Annotated in this window: 5 protein-coding genes; 2 read left to right on the forward strand and 3 right to left on the reverse strand. The window is 39.4% G+C overall.

From position 1 onward, the window contains the following. The first annotated feature begins 119 nt into the window (after positions 1-119). Positions 120-263, forward strand: a complete 144-nt coding sequence (locus tag CINSTRO3249_RS16835) for a hypothetical protein (protein ID WP_217265402.1) — start codon at positions 120-122, stop codon at positions 261-263. Positions 264-303: 40 nt separating this feature from the next. On the opposite strand, the gene CINSTRO3249_RS13800 is transcribed toward CINSTRO3249_RS16835, so the two are convergent. Continuing rightward, a complete protein-coding gene (locus CINSTRO3249_RS13800) occupies positions 304-1,587 on the reverse strand; it encodes a purine-cytosine permease family protein (protein ID WP_074013689.1) in 1,284 nt (427 codons plus the stop codon). 42 nt (positions 1,588-1,629) lie between these two features. Here CINSTRO3249_RS13800 and CINSTRO3249_RS13805 point away from each other — a divergent pair, with 42 nt between their 5' ends. Continuing rightward, positions 1,630-2,442, forward strand: a complete 813-nt coding sequence (locus tag CINSTRO3249_RS13805; RefSeq protein WP_074013690.1) for a nitrilase-related carbon-nitrogen hydrolase — start codon at positions 1,630-1,632, stop codon at positions 2,440-2,442. 4 nt (positions 2,443-2,446) lie between these two features. On the opposite strand, the gene CINSTRO3249_RS13810 is transcribed toward CINSTRO3249_RS13805, so the two are convergent. Together CINSTRO3249_RS13810 and CINSTRO3249_RS17300 are read right to left on the reverse strand one after the other, a co-directional pair. Then, complete coding sequence (locus CINSTRO3249_RS13810; protein WP_074013691.1) at positions 2,447-3,145, reverse strand: PAS and helix-turn-helix domain-containing protein; 699 nt, start codon at positions 3,143-3,145, stop codon at positions 2,447-2,449. Between the two features lie 462 nt (positions 3,146-3,607). After that, the gene (locus tag CINSTRO3249_RS17300; RefSeq protein ID WP_174249795.1) at positions 3,608-3,775 is read right to left on the reverse strand and encodes a hypothetical protein; all 168 of its coding nucleotides are present in this window, start codon (positions 3,773-3,775) and stop codon (positions 3,608-3,610) included. Between the last annotated feature and the right edge of the window lie 163 nt (positions 3,776-3,938).

Here is a 3,938-nt window from a genome sequence, read left to right on the forward strand (position 1 = left end):
TGCTCATGCTGAGTTTCCAGCACTAGATTAACTGCCCGTTCACGGACTTCCGGAGAGTAACGTTTGGTCGTTGTCATAGAGACCTCCACTTTTAAAGTATAGACTCTAATTTATCCGGGGTGATTCAAAAGGGCATGCAGCTTGGCGAGCACGCTGCTGCGATGAAAATTGCACGACAGCTTGTCAGTAACGGTGTTGACCGTGCCATTGTTAAAATATCTACCGGCCTTTCTGATCATGAATTGGATAATTTAATACAGTAAGCCAGGTAATTCAGGCTGATTACGTCAGCCTAAATGTGGTTCATTTAATGAAAAATCTATTTCCAATAGTGCAAGTAATCCAGTAGGAAAAACTAGCAGAAAACAATGAATTAATCGATGGGATACCCCAATGAATTGTAAATCCAACAATACTTCCCACAACCCAAGCCACAATAGCTGGCCAACCTATTTTTGGTGTTGATGCTGCGTCAGGTAAGGTTCCATGACTTCGGGTGAAATCGAGTAATTTTCTGTGGGTTCGTAGAACGTAGTAATCGACCAGCATAACTCCTGCAATAGGCGGAAATAGGACGCCAAGAAAAATAAGAAAATCTATGAATTTGTTCATAATTCCAAACACAGAGAGTAATGTACCAAGTGCTCCTAGTATAATTGTCATTTTCTTATAAGGTAATTCACGATCAAATAGAGTCTCTACGATATTCGTTACCGCGAGCGTTGAAGAATAGAGAGCTGTATCATTAACTTTCACTGCAGATAATATAACAGATAGTAGACCAAGCCATCCTGCACTCTGCGTCATTATTGTGACCACATCAGAAGTATGAAGCGCATGAGACACTAAAATGGCAATGCCATTAACAATAAACTCACCAATAATATAAGAAATGGTTATCATCCAGAAAACATGTCTTACATTTTTGCAGTATCGTGTAATGTCAGGGGTAATCAATGCGCCAACTATAGCCCCACCGGCAACCATTGTTGCTCCTGCGCCTATGGACATATATGCACCATTAGGTGGTGACGTTATAAGGTAAATAAAGTTATTTCCTTTTAACATGTCAAAAAACACCCATCCAACAACTAAAGAAAAAATGGGTAATGCTAGTTTAGCTGTCCAGCTTAAACCGATAAAACCCCAAACCACGAGTAAGGTAAGAATGCAACCTGATATTAATGCGGCAGTTTCAAAACTTATTTTTCCATTGAATGCATAAACAACACCATCTGCTAAAATGGAGTTTTGCACGCCAAACCAACCAAGGCAACTTATAACAATGGCTATCCCTATAAATGCAGAACCATAACGTCCAAAGCCACACCATCTTGCCAAAAGACTGGTTGATAATCCTTCCCGTGTACCTGCAAAGCCGACGCCAAGACTGACAAATTGTAAAAGCAGACTGCCTAAAAATGTCGCTAGCATGGCTTGTGTAAATGTCATAGAATGACCAAGTGTAGCCCCTAGCATAAACTGAGCTAGGGCCGTTGTCATTCCTGTCCTAACTAAAGTCGTTGTTAACAGGCTAACCCTTGATGTCTGTGGAACTCGACTGAAAGTGTGATTCTTATCGTCCATGTCATGACCGCTCCATATGAAATTTATTGAGGGTAATTAAAAATGATAAACGTTGCATTGGCACAAATAGATACTGTGCTTGGTAACAAGGGAAAAAATCTTGCTCACATAAAGTCATTTTGTCATAGAGCTGCTGATAATAAAGCAAATATTATCTGTTTTCCAGAATTAGCTACTACAGGCTACACTCCTGATTTATTGGGAACTTCATTATGGAACCTCAGTGAAGGTAGAGGTGGTGAAACTGATTTGTTATTAAGCAAGCTTGCTAACGACTTGGATTTAATTATTATATCTGGATTTGTTGAGAGAGGGGGGAATCCTGGTCAAGTTTATAACTCTGCCGGGGTTTGGGTTCCGGGATGTGACAGTTGGAAACATGCGCATAGGAAAATTCATCTATGGGGTGATGAAAAAAAATGGTTCAGCGAAGGTAGTAATTGTCAAATTATAGAAACGTCATTATGTCGAATAGGGGTTATGGTCTGTTATGACATTGGTTTTCCTGAAGTGGCGCGTATTTTTGCGATGAATAACGTACAAATATTATTTGTTCCTGCTGTATGGCCTGAATATGCAATAAATATATGGAATGTTAACTGTGCTGCTCGTGCCCTAGAAAATGGTATTTATCTATCGGCTGTAAATCGATGGGGAACGGAAGCAGATACCAGAATGTTTGGTGGGAGTCAAATCGTCTCTCCAGAAGGAAATACCATGATTCGAGCATCCGAAAAAGGTGAAGATCTTGTTTTTTTTAATATAGATTTATCTTTACAAGCTAAAGCCAGAATGGAACTCCCTTATTTGAAAGATATGAGGGTTTCTTTTTATAAGGAACACTATAGAGAATAGAGCTCTATGAGTTTATCATGGCTACTCCTTTGTTTAAAAAAAGCTCCGGGATATATTTTGTGATGCCATTAGATGTGCAATATTCACGTAGTTCTCTGACTGAATTTATTCCAATTTTATTATAAATACACTGTAAGTTATTTTCTACCGTTCTGTGTGAAATATTAATGATCTTAGCGACTTCTTTGCTGGACAATCGCTGAAGTGATAAAAAAATAATTTCAAGTTCTCTTTTTGTAAATATGTCGGTTGGTGGGATGGTTGTTAGTGAACCATGTGTATTTTCGATGAGGTTGTAATAAATGAAAGGGTTTTCTATATTTCTTCCTTGGCATATAACGCCAATGAGTTTTTTGTTTTTATCATAAAAAGGATGTTTTTCGCAAATGTGTGGTTGTAATTTTTTCATTTTTCCGTAAATATGAGTTTCAATTTCAGTGATTGATTTTTCTTTATTAAGAATGATTTTGTCATTTTTTTGAAATTCCGGAGCTAACTCTGCACCAGGGTGAGGAAGTTCCTCATCTCTGCATCCTTGATAATCGAATTTTAACGGGATGCCATAATATTGCAGTGCTGATTTATTAATAAATAAATACCGTGATTCATGGTCTTTTATAGACCATTGCGTCCGACTATTTTCCAAAAACGAAAATAATGATTGGTCAATTAAGCTATAGTGTTCTTTTCCATTCCTGTTCATAAGGTAATCCTTTTCTTAATCAGGGAAAAAAGACCACCACCATTCTTCATCCAAGCTGCGCTGGTGGTGAACTGAACAGGGTTTACAGTACCGTATAGAAGCAAACGGCGAGCCTGTCGGCTCCCCCGCCCAGTCCACCATTGATATGATGGGAATTGGTGCCGGTATAATATACCACCAGTATACTATACTGGGCTTCTATTTACGGGCTGTAAATCCCGACTTTGATTATCCAAAGTTTGTACAGATTACCTGTTGTATTTTGTGTGGTCAATGGATACGGTTACGTGAAGTTCATGGTTTTGAATCTATGGTCACTCCCGTTTTTGCAACATTAGTACTGGGCACCCAGATCTTACCACCCCACGATTGGGTTATATCCCTCCTACCGAAACTGAAATCAACTATTACGCTTCGCAATTAGTATCAGAGAAAGCAGCGTAGTATTGCTAAAATTACTCTCTAATAAACCCGGGGCGATTCACTTGCGAGGTCTTTAACCGCAGAAGCAAGAAGAGCCGCGGGCGTCATATGCTGTTTAACCAGCGTCTGATATCGGCGGGTAAGGCGAGAGTCAATCCCGCCAACAGATAGGTTGAAATCATTCTGCAAAGTAATAACAGGTATCACGATAAATGTGTAGATACCTATGCCCTGAGGGCGCGGGAGGCTGTAAAATAATCTGTGTAAATGGCATTTTTAGCAAAACCTTTAAAGGACTACAAAATGCCTATCAGCAACGATCTTATTGACCAATTGCTCCAGGATTGCCACTCCCCTCAGGACCTGTTGG

It is taken from the genome of Candidatus Sodalis sp. SoCistrobi (assembly GCF_900143145.1).
Lineage (GTDB): Bacteria > Pseudomonadota > Gammaproteobacteria > Enterobacterales > Enterobacteriaceae > SoCistrobi.

Coding starts and splice junctions, on each gene's coding strand:
- CINSTRO3249_RS13800 (WP_074013689.1), bottom strand. CDS start 1,587: ATGGACGATAAGAATCACACTTTCAGTCGAGTTCCACAGACATCAAGG.
- CINSTRO3249_RS13805 (WP_074013690.1), top strand. CDS start 1,630: ATGATAAACGTTGCATTGGCACAAATAGATACTGTGCTTGGTAACAAG.
- CINSTRO3249_RS13810 (WP_074013691.1), bottom strand. CDS start 3,145: ATGAACAGGAATGGAAAAGAACACTATAGCTTAATTGACCAATCATTA.